Origin of the sequence: Massilia sp. YIM B02763, from assembly GCF_030412015.1 — a bacterium.
GTDB lineage: Bacteria > Pseudomonadota > Gammaproteobacteria > Burkholderiales > Burkholderiaceae_D > Telluria.
In genome coordinates this window covers 13,939-36,699 of the sequence record NZ_JASNRD010000019.1, presented here as the reverse complement: position 1 = coordinate 36,699, position 22,761 = coordinate 13,939, and the positions used below count along the sequence as shown (strand labels likewise).

Sequence of the window (22,761 nt, the reverse complement as noted above, 5' to 3'; positions counted from 1 at the left end):
GTAGGTCTGGCCAACATTCACAACGTGAGAATGTCGGCCAACCCACTTGAAAACTGGCATCTCGCCACAATTTTGAAACTACAACAACATCACGGAGCTGTCATGAGCAACAAAGGGCAACTGTTACAAGACCCATTCCTGAACGCCTTGCGCAAGGAGCACGTCCCCGTCTCGATCTACCTCGTCAACGGGATCAAGCTCCAGGGCCATATCGAGTCCTTCGACCAGTACGTAGTCCTGCTGCGTAACACGGTCACCCAGATGGTCTACAAGCACGCAATCTCCACCGTCGTTCCGGCACGCGCCGTCAACCTCAACCTTGAGCAAGACGCCGAGTGAGGTCGATGGCTGACGCCTCCGTCATGCGCGCCGCATTGGTCGGTATCGACTTCGGGGCTGGCGATTTCAAAGCCAGCCTGGAAGAACTGGCGCTGCTGGCGCGCTCGGCCGGAGCGGATCCGGTCACCACGATTACCGCGAAGCGCAATAGTCCCGACCCCGCGTATTTCGTCGGCAGCGGCAAGGCCGACGAGATCGCCCAGGCGGCTCTCGCCGACAAGGTCGAGATCGTCATCTTCAACCACGCCCTGTCGCCCGCCCAGCAGCGCAATCTGGAGCGCAAGCTCAATGTGCGCGTGGTCGACCGTACCAGCCTGATCCTCGACATCTTCGCCCAGCGCGCCCAGAGCCACGAGGGCAAGCTGCAGGTCGAACTGGCCCAGCTGCAGCACCTGGCCACGCGCCTGATCCGCGGCTGGACCCACCTGGAGCGCCAGAAGGGCGGTATCGGCCTGCGCGGTCCCGGCGAAACCCAGCTCGAGACCGACCGCCGCCTGATCGGCGAACGCGTCAAGATGCTGCGCTCGCGCCTGGCCAAGCTCCGCAAGCAGCACGAAACCCAGCGCCGCTCGCGCGGACGCAACAAGACATTCTCGGTGTCGCTGGTCGGCTATACCAATGCCGGCAAGTCGACGCTCTTCAATACCCTGACCAAGGCCGGGGTGTACGTCGCGAACCAGCTGTTCGCGACCCTCGACACCACCTCGCGCCGCCTCTACCTCGGCGAGGAAGTCGGCAACGTGGTCGTGTCCGACACCGTCGGTTTCGTGCGCGAACTGCCGCACCAGCTGGTGGCGGCGTTCCGCGCCACGCTCGAGGAAACCATCCATGCCGACTTGCTGCTGCACGTGGTCGACGGCTCGTCCGGCGTGCGCATGGAGCAGATCGAGCAGGTCAACGAGGTGCTGCGCGAAATCGGCGCCGACCACGTGCCGCAGATCCTGGTCTGGAACAAGATCGATGCGGCCGGGCTGGAGCCCGGGGTCGAGCGTGATGAATATGGTAAGATCAGCCGCGTTTTCATCAGCGCCCATAGCGGCGCCGGCCTGGACCTGCTGCGCGACGCGATCGTCGAAGCGGCCCGTTCCGGCCCGGCACCCGCCGATGCGCTGGACATCGACGAGCGCGGCCTGGCGCACGACGCCGACGCCGGTTCGGTCGTGGGCCCGGTCGAGAACATGTCTGCGATCATCCCTGTCGGACCACATCACTAGCCTATGTTCGTTTCCCTGATCAAGCGTCTCCGCGCCCGCGCGGGGGCGCATCCCCGTACCCGGCTGTCCGGGATCGCGGCCGGCGTCAAGCTGTCGCTGAACGATCCCCGCTGGGGCCAGAAGCCCGAGGGCGAGCGCAAGGCCCAGGAAGGCCGCCGTCCCAACAACCAGAACAACAACGACGGTCCGCCCGACCTCGACCAGCTGTGGCGCGATTTCAACCAGCGCCTGAACAAGCTGTTCGGCGGCAAGCGCGGCAGCGGCAGCGGCGGCGACGGCTTCCGTCCGGACGCCCGCGGCGTGGGCCTGACCGTCACCGTGGTCGGCGCCATCGCGGCCCTGATCTGGCTCGCCAGCGGCGCCTTCATCGTGCAGGAAGGGCAGGTCGGCATCGTCACCAGCTTCGGCAAGGTGTCGCACACGGCCACGGCCGGCTTCAACTGGCGCTGGCCGGCGCCGTTCCAGGCCCACGAACTCGTCAACGTGGCCCAGGTGCAGACGGCCGAGATCGGCTATCGCGCCAACGTGCGCAACAAGCAGCCCAGCGAGGCGCTGATGCTCACCAGCGACGAGAACATCGTCGACGTGCAGTTCTCCGTGCAGTACAAGATCAAGGATCCGGTCGCCTGGGTGTTCAATAACCGCGATCAGGTCGAGACGGTGCGCGACGCCGCCGAGACCGTGGTGCGCGAGCTGGTCGGCAAGAGCAGGATGGACGACGTGCTGTCCGCCGGCCGCGACAAGCTGGCCGTGGAAGCGCGCTCGGCCATCCAGCAGCTGGCCAACGGCTACGGCCTGGGCGCCGAGATCGTGTCCGTCAACATGCAGTCCGTGCAGCCGCCCGACCAGGTCGCGAGCGCCTTCGACGATGCCGCCAGGGCCCAGGAAGACCGCGCCAAGGCCAAGGCCGAGGCGCAGGCCTATGCCGACGATATCCTGCCGCAGGCCAGGGCCCTGGTCGCGCGCCAGATGGAAGACGCCGAAGCCTACCGCGCCAAGGTGGAGAACACGGCCGCCGGCAACGCCGCGCGCTTCGACGCGGTGGTGGCCGAATACGCCAAGGCGCCGGCCGTCACGCGCGAGCGCATGTACATGGACACGATGCAGCAGGTGTTCTCGAGCACCAGCAAGATCCTGATCGATGCCAAGACCGGCACCAACCAGCTGTATCTGCCGCTGGACCGCATGCTGGCCCAGTCGACCGCCAACGAAGCCGCCATCGGCAGCCGTTCCGGCCCCGTGATGGTGCCGTCGAACCAGCAGCCGCCGGCGCCGGGCCAGCCGGCCCAGCCGCAACCATCGTCACAATCGCCGCAGCCCGGTGCGCCAGGGCAGCCGGCCCAACAACCAGCGCAAGCGCAGCCGCAGCCTCAGTTGCAGCAACAGCAACAGCAGCAGGAGGCCGCGCCGGCCCAGCCGCCGCAGCACCGCGACCTGCGCAGCCGCGAGAACGCACGCGAACGGGAGACCCGCTGATGAGCCGCCTGGTAACCCTGCTGGCCGCCGTGGTGGTGGCCCTGTACCTGCTGACGTCGAGCATGTTCGTCGTCGGCCAGCACCGCTATGCCGTCGTGTATGCGATGGGCGAATTGCGCGACGTGATCAAGACGCCCGGCCTGTACTTCAAGCTGCCGGCGCCGCTGCAGAACGTCGTCTACCTGGACAAGCGCCTGCAGACGCTGGACACGCCGGACGGCGAGCACTTCGCCACGGCCGAGAAGAAGGACCTGCACGTCGATGCTTTCGTCAAATGGAAGATCGTCGAGCCGCGCCAGTACCTGATCGAGACGGCGGGCGCCGCCAGTGCCACTGAGCGCGGCGCCGAGCCCGGCGCCGACAAGATGACGCAGCTGGTGCGCGGCGCCTTGAACGCGGAGATCGGCAAGCGCAACGTGCGCGACGTTGTCTCGGCCCAGCGCGGCGACATCGGCGCGGCCGTGCGCCAGCGCATGGCCCAGGATGCCCGCGCGCTGGGCGTGGAAGTGGTCGACGTGCGCCTGAAACGCGTGGAGTTCACCGACCAGGTGAACAACGGCGTCATCGAGCGCATGAAGGCCGACCGCAGCCGCATGGCCGCCGAGCTGCGCGCCACCGGCACGGCGGAAGCCGACCAGATCCGCGGCGACGCCGAGCGCCAGCGCAGCGTGATCCTGGCCGAGGGCCAGCGCGATGCCGAGGTCGTGCGCGGGGAGGGCGATGCCAAGGCCGCCCAGATCTATGCGGCGTCGTTCGGCAAGAATCCGGAGTTCTACCGCTTCTACCGCTCGATGGAAGCCTACAAGGCGACCTTCAAGGGCAAGAGCGACATCCTGGTGCTGGATTCGAATTCCGAGTTCTTCAAGTATTTCAAGGGCCCGGGCGCCGGCAAATAAAGCGGCCACCCGGTGGCGTAGGGTGGACGGCTGTGCCGTCCACGCGTCCAACCGGCACATGATATGCCGTCTTGCATGCCATGATTGAACGCGTGGACAGCAAAGCTGTCCACCCTACCCGCGACGCATCTGTTGTCGCAAAATCATTCGGTTCCACCATCTTGACCGCCAAACCCGCGTGGTTTTCGGTTAAAATCGTCGATTCGGCGCAAAGGACGCGTGCAAAGCCGCGCTCATTTATCCCATTTGTTGCCCGACGTTTAACAACTTCCATCCGCTTTGCCCATGCCTACCTGGCTTTTGCCCGAGAATATCGCCGACGTCTTGCCGTCCGAAGCGCGCAAGATCGAAGAGCTGCGCCGCCTGATGCTCGACACGTTCCGTACCTACGGCTACGAGCTCGTCATGCCGCCCCTGCTCGAATACGTCGATTCGCTGCTGGCCGGTGCCGGCGAGGACACGGATTCGCGCACCTTCAAGCTGGTCGACGCGATGACGGGCCGCCTGCTCGGCCTGCGCGCCGACATGACCACCCAGGTCGCCCGCATCGACGCCCACCTGCTCAACCGCGACACCGTCACCCGCCTGTGCTATGCCGGCAGCGTGCTGCATACGCGTCCGTCCGGCCTGCACGCCACCCGCGAGCCGCTGCAGATCGGCGCCGAAATCTACGGCCACGCCGGCCTCGAAGCGGATGCCGAGATCCAGGAACTGGCGCTCGAGTCGCTGCGCCTGGCCGGCTTCGACACGCCGCGCCTGGACCTGTCCCACGTCGGCGTGCTGCGCGCGCTGCTGGACGACGATCCGCTGGCCAAGCGCGACGAACAGCTGCTCTACGGCCTGCTGCGCTCGAAGGACATTCCGGGCCTGCAGGAAGCCACCGCGAAGTACGCCCCGGCCACGCGCGACGCGCTGCTGGCGCTGCCGAACCTGTACGGCGACATCGAGGTGCTGGCCTGGGCCAAGGAACTCCTGCCGGCCATGCCCGGCATCACGCGCGCGCTGGCGGAACTCGCCGCGCTGGCCGCGTCCGCGATGGGCCGCGCCCAAGTCGCGATCGACCTGGCCGACCTGCGCGGCTACCAGTACGAAAGCGGCGCGATGTTCGCGCTGTACGTGCCCGGCCTGCCGAACGCGGTCGCCAGGGGCGGGCGCTACGACCACGTGGGCGAGGCGTTCGGACGCGCGCGTCCCGCGACCGGCTTCTCGCTCGACCTGCGCGAACTGGCGCGGCTGCTGCCGGTCGCCGATCGCAAACACGCCATTCGTGCGCCGTGGGGCAATACGCCCGAACTGCGCGAAAAAATCGCCGAGCTGCGCAAGGCCGGCGACGTCGTGATCCAGTCCATGCCGGGGCACGACAATGTACAGGACGAGTTCGAGTGCGACCGCGTGCTCGTCCTCGAACAAGGAAATTGGATTCTCAAAAACTTAGGTTAAGTGATGTCAAATACTGCTAAGAACGTCGTTGTCATCGGCACCCAGTGGGGCGATGAGGGCAAGGGTAAGATCGTCGACTGGCTGACCGACCATGCCGCCGGCGTGGTGCGTTTCCAGGGCGGCCACAACGCCGGCCACACGCTGGTGATCAAGGGCCAGAAGACCGCCCTGCAACTGATCCCGTCGGGCATCATGCGCGAAGGCGTGGCCTGCTACATCGGCAACGGCGTCGTCGTCTCGGTGCCGGACGTGATGCGCGAGATCGACAAGCTGGAAGCCGCCGGCGTCGAAGTCGCGTCGCGCCTGAAGATCTCCGAGGCCTGCCCGGTCATCCTGCCTTACCACGTCGCCATCGACGTGGCCCGCGAAGCCAAGCGCGGCGTGAACAAGATCGGCACGACCGGCAAGGGCATCGGCCCGGCCTACGAAGACAAGGTCGCGCGCCGCGCGATCCGCATCGCCGACATGCTCAACGAAACCCGTTTCGCGGAGAAGCTGCGCGAGAACCTGGACTACCACAACTTCGTGCTGACCGGCTACCTGGGCGGCCAGGCCGTGGAATTCCAGAAGACCTTCGACGACGCGATGGCCCTGGTGCCGCGCCTGCGTCCGATGGTCGGCGACGTCTCGTCGGCCCTGTACGCCGTGCACAAAGGGGGCGGCAAGCTGCTGTTCGAAGGCGCGCAAGGCTCGCTGCTGGACGTCGACCACGGCACCTATCCGTTCGTCACCTCGTCGAACTGCGTGGCCGGCAATGCCGCCGCCGGTTCGGGCGTCGGTCCGGGCATGCTGCACTACATCATGGGCATCACCAAGGCCTACACGACCCGCGTGGGTTCGGGCCCGTTCCCGTCGGAACTGCCGACCGACGCCGGCGTCGGCGAGCACCTGTCGCGCGTGGGCCACGAGTTCGGCACCGTGACGGGCCGCGCCCGCCGCTGCGGCTGGTTCGACGCCGCGCTGCTGCGCCGCTCGGTGCAGATCAACGGCGTGTCGGGCATGTGCCTGACCAAGCTGGACGTGCTGGACGGCATCGAGTCGCTGAAGCTGTGCACCGGCTACAAGATCGACGGCCGCGACGTGGACATCTTCCCGGTCGGCGCCGAAGAGGCGGCCGCCTGCGTGCCCGTGTACGAAGAAATGCCGGGCTGGAAGGAAAGCACCGTCGGCGCCAAGTCGATGGACGAGCTGCCGGCCAACGCCCGCGCCTACATCAAGCGTATCGAAGAGCTGGTCGGCATTCCGGTGGACATGGTGTCGACCGGCCCGGACCGCGAAGAAACCATCGTGCTGCGCCATCCGTTCGCGGCATAAGAAAACAATAGGGATTACTGAACGATGAATACTCCTGCATCGACCGACAAGGACCTGTGGGTTTCCTGGGACGACTACAACCGCCTGGTCGAGCGCCTGGCACTGAAGGTCTACGAATCGAACTGGAAGTTCGACATGGTGCTGTGCCTGGCGCGCGGCGGCGTGCGCCCGGGCGACGTGATCTCGCGCATCTTCGACGTGCCGCTGGCGATCCTGTCGACCAGCTCCTACCGCGAAGAAGCGGGCACCAAGCAGGGCAACCTGGATATCGCCAAGTACATGACGATGACCAAGGGCCCGCTGGCCGGCCGCATCCTGCTGGTCGACGACCTGGCCGACTCCGGCGTCACGCTGCAGAAAGTGCGCGAGCACCTGCAGGCGAACTACCCGGACGTCACCGAAGTGCGCTCGGCCGTCATCTGGGTCAAGGGCACCTCGTCGCTGGTCCCGGACTACCACCTGGAAGACCTGCCGCACAACCCGTGGATCCACCAGCCGTTCGAGGACTACGACGGCCTGCGTCCGCACCAGCTGTCGGCGTGGCTGAAGAAGTTCGAGCAGAAGTGATTGCGTTCGTGCCGCCCTCGTGCGGCACGGGCAGGAAAGGGCGGTGCCGTATGGCGCCGCTTTTTTTTCGCCCGGCGTTCCGAAGTTTCAACCTTGCTTGTATAGATCGGTTAAGATCGCTGCTGTCCCGAATCCCGGTGTCCCCAAGACCGTCGTCCCCGTGCAGGCGGGGACCCAATTTTCACGCATGCCAGCAGCGCAGCGAAATTGGGCCCCCGCCTGCGCGGGGGTGACGATCCCGAGGGTACGGGCTCGCGTTCATTTGCCCTCGAAAACAACAACAACACGCCATGACCCAAAGCTTCTTCCAGACCTTCATCCTGCTGCTGCTCGTCACCGACCCCTTCGGCAACGTTCCCCTGTTCGTCGCAGCCCTGAAGGACACCGCCCCGGCCCGCCGCCCGCGCGTCGTGATCCGCGAATGCGCGATCGCCTTCCTGCTGCTGCTGCTGTTCATGTTCTTCGGCCGCCACTTCCTGAACGCGCTGCAGCTCACCGACATTTCGCTGCGCATCGGCGGCAGCGTGATCCTGCTCTTGATCGCGATCCGCATGATCTTCCCGCATCCGGACGGCGTGCTGGGTAAGAGCGAGCATGGCGAACCGTTCATCGTGCCGCTGGCGATCCCCGCGCTGGCCGGCCCCTCGGCGCTGGCCACCGTGCTGCTGTTCACCTCGGGCAGCGTGGAAGAGGTGATGGTGCACGTGGCGGCGCTGGCCGCCGTGGGCGTCGTCTGGCTGGCCGTGTTCCTCGGCGCCGAGCGACTGCTGAAGGTGCTTGGGCCGCAGGTGATGACGGCGTTCGAACGCCTGATGGGCCTGATCCTGACGGCGATGTCGATCGAGATGCTGCTGGGCGGCGTGCGCGAGTTCGTGAAGACGCTGTAGCCGCCGCCGCATGTTCGCGTTCGCACGTCACCCCATCATCGCCATCGCGGCCTTGTTGCTCGCCTGTCATGCGCCCGCAGGGGCGCAAGAGCAGGATGGTGCCGGTCCCGCATGGAAGCCCATGATGGCCCTGAACCCGCTGAGGCGCTGGTTCGAAGTCCAGGGCGGGGCGTGGCAGGTGCCCGACGCGATGCTCGGTGACATGGCTGCGGAAATGCGCAAGGAAGCCGGCGCGCAAGTCGCGCCGAAACTGCACCGGTATATTGTCCAGTACCAGGGCACGGTCGCGCAGGGCGTCCGCGCGATCCGCGTATCAGGTGCATGTACGATATCGGGAGTGGACGAAGCGCGCCTGAGCCAGGAATTCATCATCGTGCACGACGGCGGCAAGTGCTTCTTCGATGCCACGTACGACCCCGAGGGGCGGCGGTTCACTGCATTTCACTACCACGGCTACGCCTGACCGGACCACGCCGGCACCTGCCTCTTGTGCAATGGTGCGCGCTGGGGAATACTGCGGGACCCGGTGCATCCGGCGCCGTCACCACCATTCGAACCAACAGATTGGACCCACGCATGAAACTGCCACTTACCGCCTGCATCCTCGGCATTGCGCTTACCATGACCGCCTGCGAGCGCAAGAAGAACGAGCCGCCCCAGGCGCCGGCCGTCGCCGCCGACACCTCGGTCCAGGAATTCAAGAAGATCGATACCGTCGAAGGCACGGGCAAGGTCGCCGCGGCCGGCCAGACCGTCGTCGTCAACTACACGGGATGGCTGTTCGCTCCGAGCCAGCCGGGCCAGAAGGGCGCCATGTTCGACAGCTCCGTCGGCCGCGAGCCGTTCAGCTTCGCGCTGGGCGCCGGCCAGGTCATCAAGGGCTGGGACCAGGGCGTGGAAGGCATGAAGGTCGGCGGCAAGCGCACCTTGATCATCCCGGCCGCGCTGGGCTACGGCGACGACGGCATCGGCCCCATCCCGCCGAAGGCGAATTTGATCTTCGACGTCGAACTGCTCGACGTGAAGTAAGCCGATGCGCGCCGCCATCACATCGCTGCTGGCCGCCTGCGCCATCGGCATCGCGTTCGCCGGGACGCTGGCCGGCTGCGAGCGCCGCAAGGAAGCGCCGCCACCGAAGCCCTTCGTGGCCGATACGTCGGCGATCGCGTTCCAGAAGACCGACACGGTCGTCGGCACCGGCAAGCTGGCGAATGTGGGCGACCGCGTCACCGTGCATTTCACGGGCTGGATGTACGACCCGAAGGCGCCGCAGCAGCGCGGCGAGGAATTCGACAGTTCGCTCAAGCGGCTGCCGTTCACTTTCCGCATCGGCGGCGCGGCCGTGCTGAAGGGCTGGGACGACGGCGTGGCCGGCATGCGCGAAGGCGGCACGCGCGTGCTCGTCGTGCCCTCGTCCATGGGCTACGGCAAGGAAGGGACGGGGCCGATTCCGCCGAATGCCAATTTGATCTTCGAGATCAAGCTGGTCGAGGTGCATTAATCACCGTCACCCTGCGAAGGCAGGGCCAGAGCTTGCTTGTGTTTCGATGACGCAAGCGTAGATTAGGTCCCTGCCTTCGCAGGGACGACGCTGTTTTGAGGAGCGTGCTTTTCGACAGGCAAGTGTCGCTTTCAATAAAAAACGGCCGGGGAATCCCGGCCGTTCGTTCATTCGGCAAGCACCTTACTTGCCCAGTATCGACACCACGTTGTCCGCCCCCGGCGCGCCGAAGGCCTGCTGCTTGAGCACGTGCAGCTGGTCGCGCACCTGCGCCGCCTTTTCGAACTCGAGGTTCTTGGCGTGATCGACCATGAGCTTCTCGAGGCGCTTGATCTCCTTCGAGATCTGCTTCTCGCTCATGCCCTCGACCTTCGCCGCCTGCACGGCGTCCTGCGCGCCTTCCAGCATGTTCTTCGCGGCGGCGGCGCTGTAGACGCCGTCGATCATGTCCTTGATCTTCTTGTTCACGCCCTTCGGCACGATGCCGTGCGCCTCGTTGAAGGCGATCTGCTTGGCGCGGCGGCGTTCCGTCTCGTCGATCGCGCGCTTCATCGAGTCCGTGATCTGGTCCGCGTACAGGATCGCGACGCCGTTCAGGTTACGCGCGGCGCGGCCGACGGTCTGGATCAGCGAGCGTTCCGAACGCAGGAAGCCTTCCTTGTCCGCGTCCAGCACCGCGACCAGCGACACTTCCGGCAAGTCCAGGCCCTCGCGCAGCAGGTTGATGCCGACGAGGACGTCGAACGTGCCCAGGCGCAGGTCGCGCAGGATCTCGACGCGTTCCACCGTGTCGATGTCGCTGTGCAGGTAGCGCACCTTGATGCCGTGGTCGCCCAAGTATTCCGTCAGCTGCTCGGCCATGCGCTTGGTCAGCGTCGTCACCAGCACGCGTTCGTCCTTGGCGATGCGGTCGTTGATCTCGCCCATCAGGTCGTCGACCTGCGAGCGCGCCGGCTTGACGACGATCTTCGGGTCGACGAGGCCCGTCGGACGCACCACCTGCTCGACCACGTTGTCGGCGCGCTGCTGCTCGTACTCGGCCGGCGTCGCCGAGACGAAGATGCACTGGCGCATCTTGCTCTCGAATTCCTGGAATTTCAGAGGCCGGTTGTCCAGCGCCGACGGCAGGCGGAAACCGTAGTCGACCAGGTTCACCTTGCGCGAGCGGTCGCCGTTGTACATGGCGTTCAGCTGGCCGATCATCACGTGCGACTCGTCCATGAACATCAGCGCGTCCTTGGGCAGGTAGTCGATCAGCGTCGGCGGCGGTTCGCCCGGCATGGCGCCGGACAGGTGGCGCGAATAGTTCTCGATGCCTTTCGTGAAGCCGACTTCGGCCAGCATCTCCAGGTCGAAGCGGGTGCGCTGCTCGAGGCGTTGTTCTTCCAGCAGCTTGCCCTGTTCGCGGAACTGTTCGAGGCGGTCGCGCAGCTCGGCCTTGATGGAGTCGACGGCGCGCAGCACGGTCGAGCGCGGCGTCACGTAGTGAGAGCCGGGATAGACGGTGAAGCGCGGGATCTTCTGGCGCACCTTGCCCGTCAGCGGGTCGAACAACTGCAGCGATTCGATCTCGTCGTCGAACATCTCGACGCGGATCGCGAGTTCCGCGTGCTCCGCCGGGAAGATGTCGATGGTGTCGCCGCGCACGCGGAACGAGCCGCGCGCGAAGTCCATCTCGTTGCGCGTGTACTGCATCTGGATGAGGCGCGCGATGATGTCGCGCTGGGCCACCTTGTCCTTGTGGCGCAGCGTCAGGATCATCTTGTGGTATTCGTTCGGATTACCGATACCGTAGATCGCCGACACGGTGGCGACGATGACGACGTCGCGCCGCTCCATCAGCGACTTCGTGCACGACAGGCGCATCTGCTCGATGTGCTCGTTGATCGACGAGTCCTTCTCGATGAAGAGGTCGCGCTGCGGCACGTAGGCTTCCGGCTGGTAGTAGTCGTAGTAGGAGACGAAGTACTCGACCGCGTTCTGCGGGAAGAACTCGCGGAACTCCGCATACAGCTGGGCCGCCAGCGTCTTGTTCGGGGCGAACACGATCGCCGGACGGCCGGCGCGGGCGATCACGTTGGCCATCGTGTACGTCTTGCCGGAGCCCGTCACGCCGAGCAGGGTCTGGTACATCAGGCCGTCCTCGATGCCTTCCACCAGGCCCTGGATCGCCGTCGGCTGGTCGCCGGCGGGCGGGAAGGGCTGGTGCAGCTTGAACGGCGAGTCCGGGAAGGTGATGACGGTAGGTTCGGGGGAATGTACGACCGATAAATCTGCCATGGGATCAGACCTTTGCTAGAATGAGAATCCGCCTGCGGCCCGCCTCGCGCCTTGCGATATCGGACACCGCTGTCTATACAACTGCTGCGAACCCAGCGACAAACCCAGTTTATCACGATGAATTCCACAGCTCCTGCCAGCATCTTCGGCGCCATCGCCATGGCCCCGCGCGACCCCATCCTCGGCATTACCGAAGCCTTCAATGCAGATACCAATCCGGCCAAGATCAACCTGGGCGTCGGCGTCTACTACGATGACAACGGGAAAGTACCTCTGCTGGATTGCGTGCGCAAGGCAGAAGCGAAACTGATGGCGCAGCCTGCCCCGCGCACCTATCTGCCGATCGAAGGCCTGGGTGCGTACGACAAGGCTGTGCAAGAACTCGTATTTGGGGCCGACAGCCCGGTAATTCAAGAGAAACGTGCGATCACCGTGCAGGCCCTGGGCGGCACCGGCGCGCTGAAGATCGGCGCCGATTTCCTCAAGCGCTTCTCGCCGTCGTCCGACGTGTACATCAGCGACCCGAGCTGGGAAAACCACCGCGCGCTGTTCGAAAGCGCCGGCTTCACCGTCAACAACTACGCCTACTACGATCCGGCCACCCACGGCGTCAACTTCGACGGCATGCTGGCCGCACTGAAGGCGATGCCGGAAGGCGCCATCGTCGTGCTGCACGCCTGCTGCCACAACCCGACCGGCGCCGACCTGACGAGCGACCAGTGGGGCCAGGTCATCGAGGCCGTGAAGGCCGGCGGCCTGATCCCGTTCCTGGACATGGCCTACCAGGGCTTCGGCTCGGGCATCGCCGAAGACGGCGCCGTCGTGCGCCGCTTCGTGGACGCCGGCGGCCCGCTGCTGGTCTCGAACTCGTTCTCGAAGTCGTTCTCGCTGTACGGCGAGCGCGTGGGCGCGCTGTCGGTGGTGGCCTCGTCGGGCGAGGAAGCCGCGCGCCTGCTGTCGCAGCTGAAGCGCATCGTGCGCACCAACTACTCGAACCCGCCGACCCATGGCGGCAAGGTCGTCGCCACCGTGCTGTCGACGCCGGAACTGCGCCAGACCTGGGAAGACGAACTGGCCGGCATGCGCGTGCGCATCAAGGAAATGCGCGAGGAACTGGTCAAGAAGCTGGCCGAGAAGGCCCCTGGCAAGGACTTCGACTTCGTCCGCAAGCAGGTCGGCATGTTCTCGTATTCGGGCCTGAGCAAGGAGCAGGTCGAGCAGCTGCGCGCCGAGTCGATCTACGCCGTGGACACCGGCCGTATCTGCGTTGCCGCACTGAATTCGAAGAACATCGATCGCGTCGTTGACGCTATCGCAAAAGTTCTCTAAAATCCTGGCTCTTCCGGTTCAGCGCACGTTGCACCGGAAGGCGATTCCCTGATAGCTCAGTCGGTAGAGCGACGGACTGTTAATCCGCAGGTCCCTGGTTCGAGTCCAGGTCGGGGAGCCAAGAATGTCACGCCTTGGCGTACTCATGCACGGTTGGCAATCCGGCCTGTGCAAGGAGCGGCGGGGCGGTTATAATAGCAACACAATTCCCTGATAGCTCAGTCGGTAGAGCGACGGACTGTTAATCCGCAGGTCCCTGGTTCGAGTCCAGGTCGGGGAGCCAGAACATCAGCAAGACCGGAAGCCCGCTTCGCAAGAAGCGGGCTTTGTCGTTTGGTCTTGCGGTACAGCCGCAGGCCCACCAGCGGCAGGCCCAGCAAGACTAGTGCCCAGTGCGGCGGTTCGGGTACGGGACTGGCCGGATTGAACATCACGGCTTCGCAGCTGCTGCTCGAGCATGCCATGCCGACGAGCTGTCCCGCATCGTTGATGTCGTACGCTTCCAGCCACGTCCATTCCGCGGCGCGGCCGGGCAGCAAGTCCCTCAGCCGGTACAGTGTATCGTCCAGCCACAGCAACTGCTCGTAGTCCGGTGCCCTGCTGATGATGTCGCCATGCGCGTTCATCGCCAGCGGACCGATGGCGTCGGTCTGCCACGGCAGCGCGACCGTGCCGCCGGCGCCGGCCACGAAGACCCTGCTGTCGCCTGCATGCCAGTCCGTGTACCTGCCCAGCACGTTGCCGGCGTCGTCGATGTCGTAGACGCTGGCATCGGTGCCCGCCGGCGTGTCCAGCTCGGTGAATTGCCCGTCGCGGTAGACATAGGCTCGGGTGTCCTGGCCGTGCGCGACGGCCCCGGCGATGTCGCCTCGTTCGTTGATGGCGTCGGCTGTTGCCCAATCGCCGCCAAAGTTGCCGAGGACGGTCAGCCTTCCGTCCGCGAGCAATGCCGGTTGGGTCTCCCGGAAGGTGGCGTGGCCGACGATCCGGCCCGCATTATTGATCGCGGAAGGATAGATGCCGTGTACGCCCAGCGTGCCCAGTTCGCTGACCACACCGTCGTGGTAGGAAAAGCCGTAGGTGCCGCCACCGGGACGCCATACCGAGCCCGCCACGGTGCCGTTGTCGTTCAGTCCCAGCGTGACGTGGCTGCTGGGCATGCCCGCCGGGATGCGCCGTGTCGTTCGGCCGTCGTACAGGAAATAGCTGTCATCGCGCGTACCATCGACATACCCCGCAACCTGGCCAGCGTCATTGATCCGTATTGCCCCTGACAGTGCCCCCGGACTGTCGAGGCCGGGGATGACGAGCAATTCGTAGCGCGGCGTTGCCGCTTGCGTGGCACTTGCGCCGGAAGCCGTATTCCCGAGGACGGCAAGGCAGAATGCGATTCCAACGAACCGGTACGAAGACGACATGGCAGCCTCCAGGGCAATCGCTCGACCAGGCCATTATGGCGCTGTCGTACGGACGATGTCGCCTGGTACGCCGGCATGTCGCCCCGTTCCAACACCTGGATTATCTGCTGCCCGGCACCGGCTTCACCTTCGACGCCGCCTCCAGCGCCCGCGCCCGCGCCGTCTCGACGTCAGCGGCCGTCGCCAGCGCCACCCCCATGCGGCGGCGCGAGAACGATTCCGGCTTGCCGAACAGGCGGATGTCCGAGCCCGGTACCCGCAGCGCCTCGGCCACGCCTTCGAAGGCGATGCCCGGCTCGTCCAGCTGGCCGTAGATGACGGCCGACGCACCCGGCGCGCGCAGCGCCACGTCGACGGGCAGGCCCAGGATCGCTTTCGCGTGCAGCTCGAATTCGCTCTGGTTCTGCGTGGCCATCGTCACCATGCCCGTGTCGTGCGGGCGCGGCGAGACTTCCGAGAACCACACCATGTCGTCCTTGACGAACAGCTCGACGCCGAACACGCCCTGGCCGCCCAGGTTGGCCGTCACCTGCTCGGCGATATGGCGCGCGTTCGCGAGCGCGCCCGGCGTCATCCGCTGCGGCTGCCACGATTCGACGTAGTCGCCGTGCACCTGCTTGTGGCCGATCGGTTCGCAGAACCGGGTTTCCACTTGTCCGCCGGCGCCGATGGCGCGCACGGTCAGCAGCGTGATCTCGTAGTCGAAGTCGATGAAGCCTTCCACGATCACGCGGCCCGCATCCACGCGGCCGCCGGCGGCCGCGTAGTTCCAGGCGTGTTCGACGTCGGCGGCGCTGTCCAGCTTCGACTGGCCCTTGCCCGACGAGGACATCACCGGCTTGACGATGTTGGGGAAGCCGATCTCGGCGCAGGCGGCCTTCAATTCCTCCAGGCTGGAAGCGAAGCGGTAGGGAGACGTCGCCAGGCCCAGCTCTTCGGCGGCCAGGCGGCGGATGCCTTCGCGGTTCATGGTCAGCAGGGCCGCGCGCGCGGTCGGGATGCAGGTGATCTTGCCGGCGGCTTCCAGCTCGGCCAGCCTGGGCGTGGCGATCGCCTCGATCTCCGGCACGATCAAATCCGGTTTTTCCTTCTCGATGAGCGCGGCGAGCGCGTCGCCGTCGGTCATGTCGACCACGTGGAAGCGGTGCGCGACCTGGTGGCCCGGCGCGTTCGGGTAGCGGTCGACGGCGATCACTTCGACGCCGAGGCGCTGCAGCGAAATGATCACTTCCTTGCCGAGCTCGCCGGAACCGAGCAGCATGACTTTGGTGGCGGAAGGGGAGAGGGGCGTGCCCAGGATGCGTGGCGTGGTCATGGATAACAGGATGGTGGGATGGTGGGAAAACAGGGGCGACTATAGCAAACGGCGCCGGCCGGCGCACGGCGGCGGGATGCTATTGGCATCCTGGGATTTCCTGCTATAATATTGCCTCAATTCCCTGATAGCTCAGTCGGTAGAGCGACGGACTGTTAATCCGCAGGTCCCTGGTTCGAGTCCAGGTCGGGGAGCCAGAACATCAGCAAGACCGAAAAGCCCGCTCCGAACGAAGCGGGCTTTTTCGTTTCCGGAGCCATGACGATGTCCCCTCTGTCCAGCCGCGATACCGGCCGCATCGCCCGCCACGCCGCCCGCGCGGACGAAGCGCGCTGGCTGCATCCCGTCCAGCAGGCGCTGGTCCACCGGCGCGGCTGGCTGCGCATGCTGGCGCCGCGCGCGCTCGGCGGGGAAGAGCTGCCCTTGCCGGACGTCGTGCGCCTGGAGGAAGCATTGGCCCGCACCGACGGCAGCACGGCCTGGACCGTCACGCTGTGCGCGGGCGCCGGCTGGTTCGCCGGCTTCCTCGACCCGCAACTGGCCCGTGACATCCTGGCGACGAAGCGCGTCTGCCTGGCCGGCAGCGGCGCCCCGACCGGCTACGCCGACCGCGACGGCGACGGCTGGCGCATCGACGGCCGCTGGGACTACGCCAGCGGCGCCCCGATGGCCACCCACTTCACCTTCAACGCCATCCTGCGCGACGGCGGCCAGCCCCTGCTCGACGATGCCGGCCAGCCGCGCATCCAGGCCTTCGTCGTGCCGGCCTCCCTCGTGCGCATCGTGCCGAACTGGCGCACGATGGGACTGCGCGCGACGGCCTCGCACGCCTACGAGGTCCGGGACCAGTGGGTGCATGCGCGCCACGGTTTCACGATCGATCCCGCCGCCGCGCGCGCGGACGGGCCCCTGTACCGCTTCCCCTTCATGGCCTTCGCCTTCGTCACGCTGGCCGCGAACGTCGCGGGCATGGGCCAGCATTTCGTCGACCTGGCCATCGACGCCATCGCGCAGCGGCGCGACCGTTTCAATGGCGGCGGGCCCTTGATCGAGACGGCGGCCGTGCGGGCCGTGCTGGACGGCGCACGGGCAGGGCTCGACGAAGCGCGCGGCCGGCTGTACGCGCTGCTCGACACGACGTGGGAACTTGCCGCGGCCGGCAGCCCGGTCGGCGAACACGATGCCGCCCGCCTGCAGTCGCTGGCCATGGGCTGGGTGAGCGCCAGCCGCCGCGCCGTCGATACGCTGTGGCCGTACTGCGGCCTGACCGCGGCGCGCGAGGACAGCGAGATCAACCGTGTGTGGCGCGACTTCCAGACGGGCTCCCAGCACGCGCTCCTGATGCCATGAGCTTGCTTTACGGAACAGGACTGGTCAAACGGGAAACGGCCCGCTATAATGCGGCCTCCTTTCCCTGATAGCTCAGTCGGTAGAGCGACGGACTGTTAATCCGCAGGTCCCTGGTTCGAGTCCAGGTCGGGGAGCCAGAATCCAGAAGGCCCGCTTCGCAAGAAGCGGGCTTTTTCGTTTTCGCGGCCTCGCGAGCGAGACGGCCGCGAGCTTTTTATAATGGATCCTTTTGCCCGGGGATCGCACATGGAAAACGCCGTCAATACGCCATCGCAGGACGGGGACGGCCTGCCTCCCGGCGCCCGCGGCCTGGCCATCCTCGCGCTGGCCCTCGGCGTCGCCATGGCGGCGCTGGACACGGCGATCGCCAACACGGCGCTGCCGGCGATGTCGGCGCAGCTGCACGCGACGCCGGCCGACTCGGTCTGGATCGTCAACGCCTACCAGCTCGCGATGGTCGCCACGCTGCTGCCGATGGCGGCGCTGAGCGAAACCGTCGGCTACCGCCGCGTCTACGTCTCGGGCATGGTGCTGTTCACCATCGCCTCGCTGGCCTGCGCGCTGGCGTGGTCGCTGCCCGTGCTGATCGTCGCGCGCCTGTTCCAGGGGCTCGGCGCCAGCGCCGTGATGAGCGTGAACACGGCGCTGATCCGCGCCATCTATCCCAAGCGCCTGCACGGGCAAGGCTTCGGCAACAATGCGCTGGTGGTGGCCGTCGCGTTCGCGGTCGGCCCGAGCCTGGCGTCGATCATCCTTGCGACCTCGTCATGGGAGTGGCTGTTCGGCATCAACGTGGTGCCGGGCATCCTCACCTTCCTGCTGGCCCAGAAGGTCTTGCCCGAGACGCACAAGGCGAGCCACCGCTTCGACCGCGTCGCCGGCCTGTTCAACGTCGCCGCCTTCGGCATGGCGATCCTGGCGCTGGGCGACGCCGCGCACCGCGTGGGCATGCGCACCCTGTTGCCCGAGATCGCGGTCGCGCTCGTCTTCTTCTTCCTGCTGCTGCGCCGCCAGCGCGGCCATCCGGCGCCGCTGCTGCCCGTCGACCTGCTGGGCCGTCCGCTGTTCGCGCTGTCGACCGTGACGGCCGTATGCACGTTCGCGGCGCAGGCGCTGGCCTTCGTCGCGCTGCCGTTCTACTTCGAGACGACCCTCGGTCGTTCGCCCATCGAGACGGGTTTCCTGATGACGCCGTGGGCCGTCCTGGTGGGCATCATGGCGCCGGTGGCCGGCCGCCTGAGCGACCGTTATTCGTCGGGCCTGCTGGGCGGCATCGGCCTCGCGATCCTGTCGGTCGGCCTGGTCACGCTGATGCGCCTGCCGCACGGCGCCACCGCCTTCGACATCTGCTGGCGCATGGCCGTGTGCGGCGTCGGCTTCGGCTTCTTCCAGGCGCCGAACGTGAAGGCGATCATGGGCAGCGCTCCGCCGCAGCGCAGCGGCAGTGCCAGCGGCATCGTCGCCACGGCGCGCCTGTCCGGCCAGGCCGTCGGCGCCGCGCTGGTGGCGTTCTGCCTCACCGTGTCGCACCTGCAGGGGCCGTGGTATGCGCTGGGGCTGGCGGCCATGTTCGCCGCGGCGGCCAGCGTGGCCAGTTTTTCGCGGATGGCGGTGGCGGCGCCGGTGTTCTAGGCGGTCTTTTAAACGGCCTGTTCCGGCCTCACATGGAGTACGAGCGCCGCACCCGCGGCGCCACGTACCAATGAGGCCAGCATTGAGCGAAGAGCGCTGCCCCTTGTGCGGGCGTCCGCTGGGGACGGTCAACGTCGACCGCCACCACCTGGTGCCGAAGACCTTCAAGGGCAAGGAACAGTTTCCGATCCATAAAATCTGCCACCGGAAGATCCACGCGACCTTTTCGGAGCGCGAGTTGCTGCGCGCCTATCACACCTGGGATGCGCTCCGGAGCGATGCCGATATCGCGTCCTTCATCGACTGGGTGGCCAGGAAGCCGCCCGATTTCTATACCCGCACCTTCACGTCCAACAAGAAGAAGGGGCGCTGAAGCCGGCAGTCAGGCGACGGCTTCGGCCGCGCGTTCCGGCGCGTCGCTGCGGTAGGTGCAGGCGGGGAAGCGCGTGCAGCCGCGGAACGATTGGCCGGCCTTGCCGCCGGTCTTGTACGTGTAGTCGTCGATGGCGCCGCCGCATTGCGGGCAAGCCGCATGATCGTGCACACGCGCCGCCAATTCGGCGCGGACGCCGCCCGCGTGCTTGCCGGCCAGCAGCGCCTGCACATGCCGCACATGCGCCTTGTGCGTCGCGCGCGTCGGCGCGAGGCGGCCCGTGCGGATGCGCTCCAGCACCTGCGCCACCTCGTCGTCGCTCAGCAGGACCTCGTCGCGCCCGCGGATCGCCGCCAGGCAGGCTTTCAGCTTGCCGACATTGGCCGGCATCGGTGTCTTGAACGTGCAGTTGCCGACAAAGACGATCTGGGAGAACAGGGCCTTGTCGTCGAGCCCCGTCAGTTCGGCCAGCGTCCTGACGTGCTTGACGTTCTGGCGCAGCGGGTTCTGGAAAGCGCTGCTGCGGCCGGGGAATTTTTGGGTCCACATCTTGTCGTCCGCCTTGCCGAAGATCCAGCCGCCGTAGTTCTTGGTTTCGATGACGAAGACGCCGTGGCGCGATACGACCACGTGGTCGATCTGGGTGCTGCCATCGTTGGTGGGCAGCGTCACATTGCGCATCAGGTGGTAGCGCGCGCTCGGCAGCAGGAGGCGCAGGCCCGTGTGCAGGATGGTTTCGCCGACCCATCCCTTCACGGTCGGCAGCCGGAACAGCACGGCAAGCAGGGGGATCAGGAGCACCCACCAGAATGGCGCCAATACGTGCTGCAGCAGGGATAACGGGTCGAACATGATTGCTCCGCGGAAAAACGTATGATATACGCTGAGCAACATTCTTGTCTCTTTGATTATCGGTTGGTTCGCTGTGTGGTAACTATCTGTCACATGAAATTTTCATGCACGTGCTGCCTCGATCAAAATAGGTAGGAAATATTCGCTGTTCCAACGTATTTACAATATTTTATAATGCATTTGTGTCCATTATCAGAATCGCATGTCAATGGTCGCACGATTGGATCCGGCGCACGCCTGTTAAGCTTGGTGTAGAATAAATGCTTACTAATTTGCAATTCGTGGTGTAGGCGGCCGCGATCTACCCGTAGTTGCAATGACTCAAAACGAAACGGGCGCTTGCTCGGTACTTCTCATCGACGACGAATCCTTTGCCGAGGACATCATTTCCCACGGCATGAAAGGGTGCGACGCTTATAGCCTGCGCTTTGCCAGCCGACCGGAGATCGCCGTGGACCTGGCGAAGGAAATCGATGCGACCGTCGTGCTGGTCGACCTGCGCATGCCCGAGATCGACGGTTTCGAGGTAACCCGCCGGCTCCGCGCCGACAAGGACACCGAGCACATCCCCGTCATCCTACTGTCTTCGGAAGAAGATCCCGAGATCAAGGCCAAGGCCTTCGCCATCGGCGCCAACGACTACCTGGTCAAGTGGCCCGATCCGCGCGAACTCGTGGCACGCGTGCGCTATCACAGCGATGCCTGCATCGCGCGGCGCCAGCGCGATGCCGCGTTCGTGTCGCTGCGCCACAGCCAGGAACAGCTCGCCGCCAGCCAGTCGGCGCTGCACCAGGCGCAGAAGATGGAGGCGATCGGCCAGCTCACCGGCGGCGTCGCCCACGACTTCAACAACGTACTGCAGATCATCGGCGGCAACCTGCAATTGCTCAAGCTGGTCGGCAACCTGAACGAAGCCGGCAAGACCCGCGTCGACATGGCGCTGGCCGGCGTCGAGCGGGGCGCCAAGCTGTCCTCGCACCTGCTCGCGTTCGCGCGGCGCCAGCCGCTGCAGGCCGTCGTGATCAATCCCGGCCACCTGCTGCGCGAAATGGACGACATGATGCGCCGCGTGCTCGGCCCGCGCGCCCGCGTGGCCACCGAGATCGCGCCGGCGCTGGGCAGCACGATGGTCGACCCGAGCCAGCTCAACAACGTGCTGCTGAACCTCGCCATCAATGCGCGCGACGCCATGCCGGGCGGCGGCACGCTGACGATCCGTGCCAGCAACGTGTACGAGGAATCGTCGCTGACGGGCAGCGTCCCGATCGGCAACTGGGTGCTGATCGAGGTGGCCGATACCGGCAAGGGCATGCCGCCCGAGGTACTCGAGCGTGCGTTCGAACCGTTCTTCACCACCAAGCCGACCGGGCAGGGCACGGGCCTGGGCCTGTCGATGGCCTACGGCTTCGTCAAGCAGTCCGGCGGCGAGATCGTGCTGGACAGCGCGCCGGGCAAGGGTACCAGCGTGCGGATCTACCTGCCCAGGAGCGACGCCGAACCGGCGCCGCTGGAACAAGCGACCGCGGGACCGCTGCTGGGCGGCCTGGAAACCATCCTGGTGGTGGAAGACGAGGAAGACGTGCGCAGCACGACCTGCGGCATCCTGTCGGCGCTGGGCTACCACGTGCTGGAAGCGCCGGATGCCGCCGCGGCCGTCGCGATCGTCGAGAGCGGCCAGCACATCGACCTGGTGTTCACCGACGTGATCATGCCGGGCCCCGTGAGCAGCCTGCAGCTGGGCGAGACGGTGCGCGAATTGCTGCCGCACGCGCAGGTGCTGTACACGTCGGGTTATGCGGAAGGCGTGCTGGCGCACGAGGGCAAGCTGGAAGCGAGCGTGAACCTGCTGCAGAAACCCTATCACCCGGACGCGCTCAGTGCGCGCATCCGTCATTTACTGCGGCGACGCCAGACCGTGGCATCGTAGGGTGGACGGCTACGCCGTCCACGCGGTGATCGCCGTCAGCGGCGTTGCCGCAAAAGCACCGACACCGATCGCCGTCAGCGGCGTTGCCGCAAAAGCACCGACACCGATCGCCGTCAGCGGCGTTGCCGTAAAAGCACCGACGCCGATCGCCGTCGGCGGCGTTGCCGCAAACGCACCGATGCCTTATTTGACCGGCCTGACGTAACGCTGCGACCCCGGCGGCGGTTCGTTCAGCACGGCCCAGAAGATGCCAAGGTCCGCGATGGCGCGCACGAATTCCGTGAAGTCGACCGGCTTGACCACGTAGGCGTTCACGCCCAGTTCGTAGCTGCGCACCAGGTCCTGCTCTTCGCGGGACGAGGTCAGCATCACCACGGGCAGCGCCTTGAGGCTGTCGGTGCTGCGGATTTCCTTCAGCACTTCGAGCCCGTCCACCTTGGGCAGCTTCAGGTCGAGCAGCACCACGGCCGGGTTGCCGGCCGGGCGCTCGGCATATTCGCCGCGCCGGTGCAGGTAGTCCAGCGCCTCGGCGCCGTCGCGCACGACGATGACCTGGTTGGCGAGCTGGCTCTTGGAGAGCGCGATCAGCGTCAATTCCAGGTCGTTGGGGTTGTCTTCCACCAGCAGGATGGGTTTGAGCATGGATACCTT

22 protein-coding genes and 4 tRNA genes are annotated in these 22,761 nt (G+C 66.0%); 22 read left to right on the top strand and 4 right to left on the bottom strand.

Translation table 11 applies throughout. The features are described 5' to 3' along the window. Positions 1-102 precede the first annotated feature (102 nt). The 11 genes from hfq to QPK32_RS20665 all read left to right on the top strand — a co-directional run bounded on the left by hfq (position 103) and on the right by QPK32_RS20665 (position 9,634). Positions 103-339: an RNA chaperone Hfq gene (gene hfq / locus QPK32_RS20715; protein ID WP_036168820.1), complete on the top strand. Its 237-nt coding sequence runs from the start codon at positions 103-105 to the stop codon at positions 337-339. A 23-nt stretch (positions 340-362) separates the two neighbouring features. Then, entirely contained in the window at positions 363-1,553 is a 1,191-nt protein-coding gene (hflX, locus tag QPK32_RS20710) for a GTPase HflX (protein WP_290414767.1), read from the top strand. 3 nt (positions 1,554-1,556) lie between these two features. After that, positions 1,557-3,029 carry an FtsH protease activity modulator HflK gene (gene hflK / locus QPK32_RS20705; protein WP_290414690.1) on the top strand — a complete coding sequence of 491 codons (1,473 nt, stop codon included), beginning with the start codon at positions 1,557-1,559 and terminating at the stop codon, positions 3,027-3,029. Beyond that, entirely contained in the window at positions 3,029-3,925 is an 897-nt protein-coding gene (gene hflC / locus QPK32_RS20700; RefSeq protein WP_290414689.1) for a protease modulator HflC, read from the top strand. Before hflK ends, hflC begins: the two co-directional genes overlap by 1 nt. 285 nt (positions 3,926-4,210) lie before the next feature. Further along, positions 4,211-5,365, top strand: coding sequence for an ATP phosphoribosyltransferase regulatory subunit (locus QPK32_RS20695; protein ID WP_290414688.1), 1,155 nt, complete (start codon positions 4,211-4,213; stop codon positions 5,363-5,365). A gap of 3 nt (positions 5,366-5,368) precedes the next feature. Further along, positions 5,369-6,679 carry an adenylosuccinate synthase gene (locus tag QPK32_RS20690; RefSeq protein ID WP_290414687.1) on the top strand — a complete coding sequence of 437 codons (1,311 nt, stop codon included), beginning with the start codon at positions 5,369-5,371 and terminating at the stop codon, positions 6,677-6,679. A 24-nt stretch (positions 6,680-6,703) separates the two neighbouring features. Further along, a complete protein-coding gene (locus QPK32_RS20685) occupies positions 6,704-7,246 on the top strand; it encodes a phosphoribosyltransferase (RefSeq protein WP_290414686.1) in 543 nt (180 codons plus the stop codon). 290 nt (positions 7,247-7,536) lie between these two features. Continuing rightward, a complete protein-coding gene (locus QPK32_RS20680) occupies positions 7,537-8,133 on the top strand; it encodes a MarC family protein (protein WP_290414685.1) in 597 nt (198 codons plus the stop codon). Positions 8,134-8,143: 10 nt separating this feature from the next. After that, positions 8,144-8,596, top strand: a complete 453-nt coding sequence (locus tag QPK32_RS20675; protein WP_290414684.1) for a hypothetical protein — start codon at positions 8,144-8,146, stop codon at positions 8,594-8,596. Positions 8,597-8,709: 113 nt separating this feature from the next. Then, entirely contained in the window at positions 8,710-9,162 is a 453-nt protein-coding gene (locus QPK32_RS20670) for an FKBP-type peptidyl-prolyl cis-trans isomerase (RefSeq protein WP_290414683.1), read from the top strand. Between the two features lie 4 nt (positions 9,163-9,166). After that, positions 9,167-9,634: an FKBP-type peptidyl-prolyl cis-trans isomerase gene (locus tag QPK32_RS20665; protein ID WP_290414682.1), complete on the top strand. Its 468-nt coding sequence runs from the start codon at positions 9,167-9,169 to the stop codon at positions 9,632-9,634. A 183-nt stretch (positions 9,635-9,817) separates the two neighbouring features. Here QPK32_RS20665 and uvrB read toward each other — a convergent pair whose 3' ends face one another. Continuing rightward, a complete protein-coding gene (gene uvrB / locus QPK32_RS20660) occupies positions 9,818-11,914 on the bottom strand; it encodes an excinuclease ABC subunit UvrB (protein ID WP_290414681.1) in 2,097 nt (698 codons plus the stop codon). Between the two features lie 117 nt (positions 11,915-12,031). Between uvrB and QPK32_RS20655 the strand changes: the two genes are divergently transcribed. The 4 genes from QPK32_RS20655 (at position 12,032) to QPK32_RS20640 (ending at position 14,005) form a co-directional block, all read left to right on the top strand. Beyond that, positions 12,032-13,243 carry an amino acid aminotransferase gene (locus tag QPK32_RS20655; RefSeq protein ID WP_290414680.1) on the top strand — a complete coding sequence of 404 codons (1,212 nt, stop codon included), beginning with the start codon at positions 12,032-12,034 and terminating at the stop codon, positions 13,241-13,243. Positions 13,244-13,288: 45 nt separating this feature from the next. Further along, positions 13,289-13,364, top strand: a tRNA-Asn gene (locus QPK32_RS20650). Between the two features lie 86 nt (positions 13,365-13,450). Then, a tRNA-Asn gene (locus QPK32_RS20645) sits at positions 13,451-13,526 on the top strand. A 320-nt stretch (positions 13,527-13,846) separates the two neighbouring features. Beyond that, the gene (locus tag QPK32_RS20640) at positions 13,847-14,005 is read left to right on the top strand and encodes a hypothetical protein (RefSeq protein ID WP_290414679.1); all 159 of its coding nucleotides are present in this window, start codon (positions 13,847-13,849) and stop codon (positions 14,003-14,005) included. 756 nt (positions 14,006-14,761) lie between these two features. On the opposite strand, the gene purT is transcribed toward QPK32_RS20640, so the two are convergent. Beyond that, entirely contained in the window at positions 14,762-15,976 is a 1,215-nt protein-coding gene (gene purT / locus QPK32_RS20635) for a formate-dependent phosphoribosylglycinamide formyltransferase (RefSeq protein ID WP_290414678.1), read from the bottom strand. Positions 15,977-16,097: 121 nt separating this feature from the next. Here purT and QPK32_RS20630 point away from each other — a divergent pair. From QPK32_RS20630 to QPK32_RS20610, 5 genes are all read left to right on the top strand, one after another. Continuing rightward, positions 16,098-16,173 (top strand) — tRNA-Asn (locus QPK32_RS20630). A gap of 61 nt (positions 16,174-16,234) precedes the next feature. After that, positions 16,235-17,326, top strand: a complete 1,092-nt coding sequence (locus QPK32_RS20625; protein ID WP_290414677.1) for an acyl-CoA dehydrogenase — start codon at positions 16,235-16,237, stop codon at positions 17,324-17,326. 61 nt (positions 17,327-17,387) lie between these two features. Continuing rightward, a tRNA-Asn gene (locus tag QPK32_RS20620) sits at positions 17,388-17,463 on the top strand. Between the two features lie 109 nt (positions 17,464-17,572). Continuing rightward, positions 17,573-18,958, top strand: a complete 1,386-nt coding sequence (locus tag QPK32_RS20615; RefSeq protein WP_290414676.1) for an MFS transporter — start codon at positions 17,573-17,575, stop codon at positions 18,956-18,958. 82 nt (positions 18,959-19,040) lie between these two features. Continuing rightward, the gene (locus QPK32_RS20610) at positions 19,041-19,331 is read left to right on the top strand and encodes a hypothetical protein (RefSeq protein WP_290414675.1); all 291 of its coding nucleotides are present in this window, start codon (positions 19,041-19,043) and stop codon (positions 19,329-19,331) included. Positions 19,332-19,340: 9 nt separating this feature from the next. On the opposite strand, the gene QPK32_RS20605 is transcribed toward QPK32_RS20610, so the two are convergent. Continuing rightward, positions 19,341-20,183: a nuclease-related domain-containing protein gene (locus QPK32_RS20605; protein ID WP_290414674.1), complete on the bottom strand. Its 843-nt coding sequence runs from the start codon at positions 20,181-20,183 to the stop codon at positions 19,341-19,343. 316 nt (positions 20,184-20,499) lie between these two features. On the opposite strand from QPK32_RS20605, the gene QPK32_RS20600 reads away from it, so the two are divergent. Both QPK32_RS20600 and QPK32_RS20595 read left to right on the top strand, forming a co-directional pair. Continuing rightward, positions 20,500-22,110, top strand: coding sequence for a response regulator (locus QPK32_RS20600; protein ID WP_290414673.1), 1,611 nt, complete (start codon positions 20,500-20,502; stop codon positions 22,108-22,110). A 1-nt stretch (position 22,111) separates the two neighbouring features. Continuing rightward, the gene (locus tag QPK32_RS20595; RefSeq protein WP_290414672.1) at positions 22,112-22,315 is read left to right on the top strand and encodes a hypothetical protein; all 204 of its coding nucleotides are present in this window, start codon (positions 22,112-22,114) and stop codon (positions 22,313-22,315) included. On the opposite strand, the gene QPK32_RS20590 is transcribed toward QPK32_RS20595, so the two are convergent. Then, a complete protein-coding gene (locus tag QPK32_RS20590) occupies positions 22,294-22,752 on the bottom strand; it encodes a response regulator (protein ID WP_290414671.1) in 459 nt (152 codons plus the stop codon). The two genes, QPK32_RS20595 and QPK32_RS20590, sit on opposite strands and share 22 nt — an antisense overlap. Between the last annotated feature and the right edge of the window lie 9 nt (positions 22,753-22,761).

Excerpts from the sequence above, each read along its gene's own strand:
- hfq (WP_036168820.1), top strand. The coding sequence starts at position 103 with ATGAGCAACAAAGGGCAACTGTTACAAGACCCATTCCTGAACGCCTTG.
- hflX (WP_290414767.1), top strand. The coding sequence starts at position 363 with ATGCGCGCCGCATTGGTCGGTATCGACTTCGGGGCTGGCGATTTCAAA.
- hflK (WP_290414690.1), top strand. The coding sequence starts at position 1,557 with ATGTTCGTTTCCCTGATCAAGCGTCTCCGCGCCCGCGCGGGGGCGCAT.
- hflC (WP_290414689.1), top strand. The coding sequence starts at position 3,029 with ATGAGCCGCCTGGTAACCCTGCTGGCCGCCGTGGTGGTGGCCCTGTAC.
- QPK32_RS20695 (WP_290414688.1), top strand. The coding sequence starts at position 4,211 with ATGCCTACCTGGCTTTTGCCCGAGAATATCGCCGACGTCTTGCCGTCC.
- QPK32_RS20690 (WP_290414687.1), top strand. The coding sequence starts at position 5,369 with ATGTCAAATACTGCTAAGAACGTCGTTGTCATCGGCACCCAGTGGGGC.
- QPK32_RS20685 (WP_290414686.1), top strand. The coding sequence starts at position 6,704 with ATGAATACTCCTGCATCGACCGACAAGGACCTGTGGGTTTCCTGGGAC.
- QPK32_RS20680 (WP_290414685.1), top strand. The coding sequence starts at position 7,537 with ATGACCCAAAGCTTCTTCCAGACCTTCATCCTGCTGCTGCTCGTCACC.
- QPK32_RS20675 (WP_290414684.1), top strand. The coding sequence starts at position 8,144 with ATGTTCGCGTTCGCACGTCACCCCATCATCGCCATCGCGGCCTTGTTG.
- QPK32_RS20670 (WP_290414683.1), top strand. The coding sequence starts at position 8,710 with ATGAAACTGCCACTTACCGCCTGCATCCTCGGCATTGCGCTTACCATG.
- QPK32_RS20665 (WP_290414682.1), top strand. The coding sequence starts at position 9,167 with ATGCGCGCCGCCATCACATCGCTGCTGGCCGCCTGCGCCATCGGCATC.
- uvrB (WP_290414681.1), bottom strand. The coding sequence starts at position 11,914 with ATGGCAGATTTATCGGTCGTACATTCCCCCGAACCTACCGTCATCACC.
- QPK32_RS20655 (WP_290414680.1), top strand. The coding sequence starts at position 12,032 with ATGAATTCCACAGCTCCTGCCAGCATCTTCGGCGCCATCGCCATGGCC.
- QPK32_RS20640 (WP_290414679.1), top strand. The coding sequence starts at position 13,847 with ATGATGTCGCCATGCGCGTTCATCGCCAGCGGACCGATGGCGTCGGTC.
- purT (WP_290414678.1), bottom strand. The coding sequence starts at position 15,976 with ATGACCACGCCACGCATCCTGGGCACGCCCCTCTCCCCTTCCGCCACC.
- QPK32_RS20625 (WP_290414677.1), top strand. The coding sequence starts at position 16,235 with ATGACGATGTCCCCTCTGTCCAGCCGCGATACCGGCCGCATCGCCCGC.
- QPK32_RS20615 (WP_290414676.1), top strand. The coding sequence starts at position 17,573 with ATGGAAAACGCCGTCAATACGCCATCGCAGGACGGGGACGGCCTGCCT.
- QPK32_RS20605 (WP_290414674.1), bottom strand. The coding sequence starts at position 20,183 with ATGTTCGACCCGTTATCCCTGCTGCAGCACGTATTGGCGCCATTCTGG.
- QPK32_RS20600 (WP_290414673.1), top strand. The coding sequence starts at position 20,500 with ATGACTCAAAACGAAACGGGCGCTTGCTCGGTACTTCTCATCGACGAC.
- QPK32_RS20590 (WP_290414671.1), bottom strand. The coding sequence starts at position 22,752 with ATGCTCAAACCCATCCTGCTGGTGGAAGACAACCCCAACGACCTGGAA.